The organism is Vibrio sp. 1288 (genome assembly GCF_033344475.1).
The window spans coordinates 1-510 of the sequence record NZ_JAWPOX010001165.1; the positions used below are offsets into that span (position 1 = coordinate 1).

The 510-nt window shown below is 45.9% G+C and carries 1 pseudogene; it reads left to right on the plus strand.

Annotated elements, in window-relative coordinates:
• A pseudogene (zntA, locus tag R8O11_RS31465) lies at positions 1-510 on the plus strand (Zn(II)/Cd(II)/Pb(II) translocating P-type ATPase ZntA); the annotation flags it as partial.

Genomic DNA, 510 nt, shown 5'->3' on the forward strand with positions numbered 1-510 from the left:
TCCTTTTTGCTACAGAAAAGTTAGTTGTCGATTTTGATGACCATTCCCTAAGTTCGATCATCGAACAAACAGCGCGCCAAACTGGTTTCCCGCTTTCTGCGCTGGATAAACCAAAGCAAAAGAAAGAGAACAAAGGCTGGTTCGGTTTTGTTCAAGACAATCTACAGATTTTATCGATCGCAGGTGCAATGGCATTTGCGGGCCTTGTCGCAAGCATCAACCCTCAACTTAGTAGCTGGATTTTTACTTTAACTTGTTTGCTGGGTTTGTATCCTATTGCCCGTAAGGCCGTCAAACTGGCTCGTGGTGGCACACCATTTGCCATTGAAACACTGATGAGTGTTGCTGCATTAGGTGCGTTGTACTTAGGTGAAACCGCAGAAGCCGCGATGGTGTTATTGCTCTTCCTTATTGGTGAAAAGCTAGAAGCATACGCATCGTCGCGAGCTCGAAGTGGCGTTCAGGCCTTAATGGATTTGGTGCCAGAAAACACCACGCTGATTATTGATG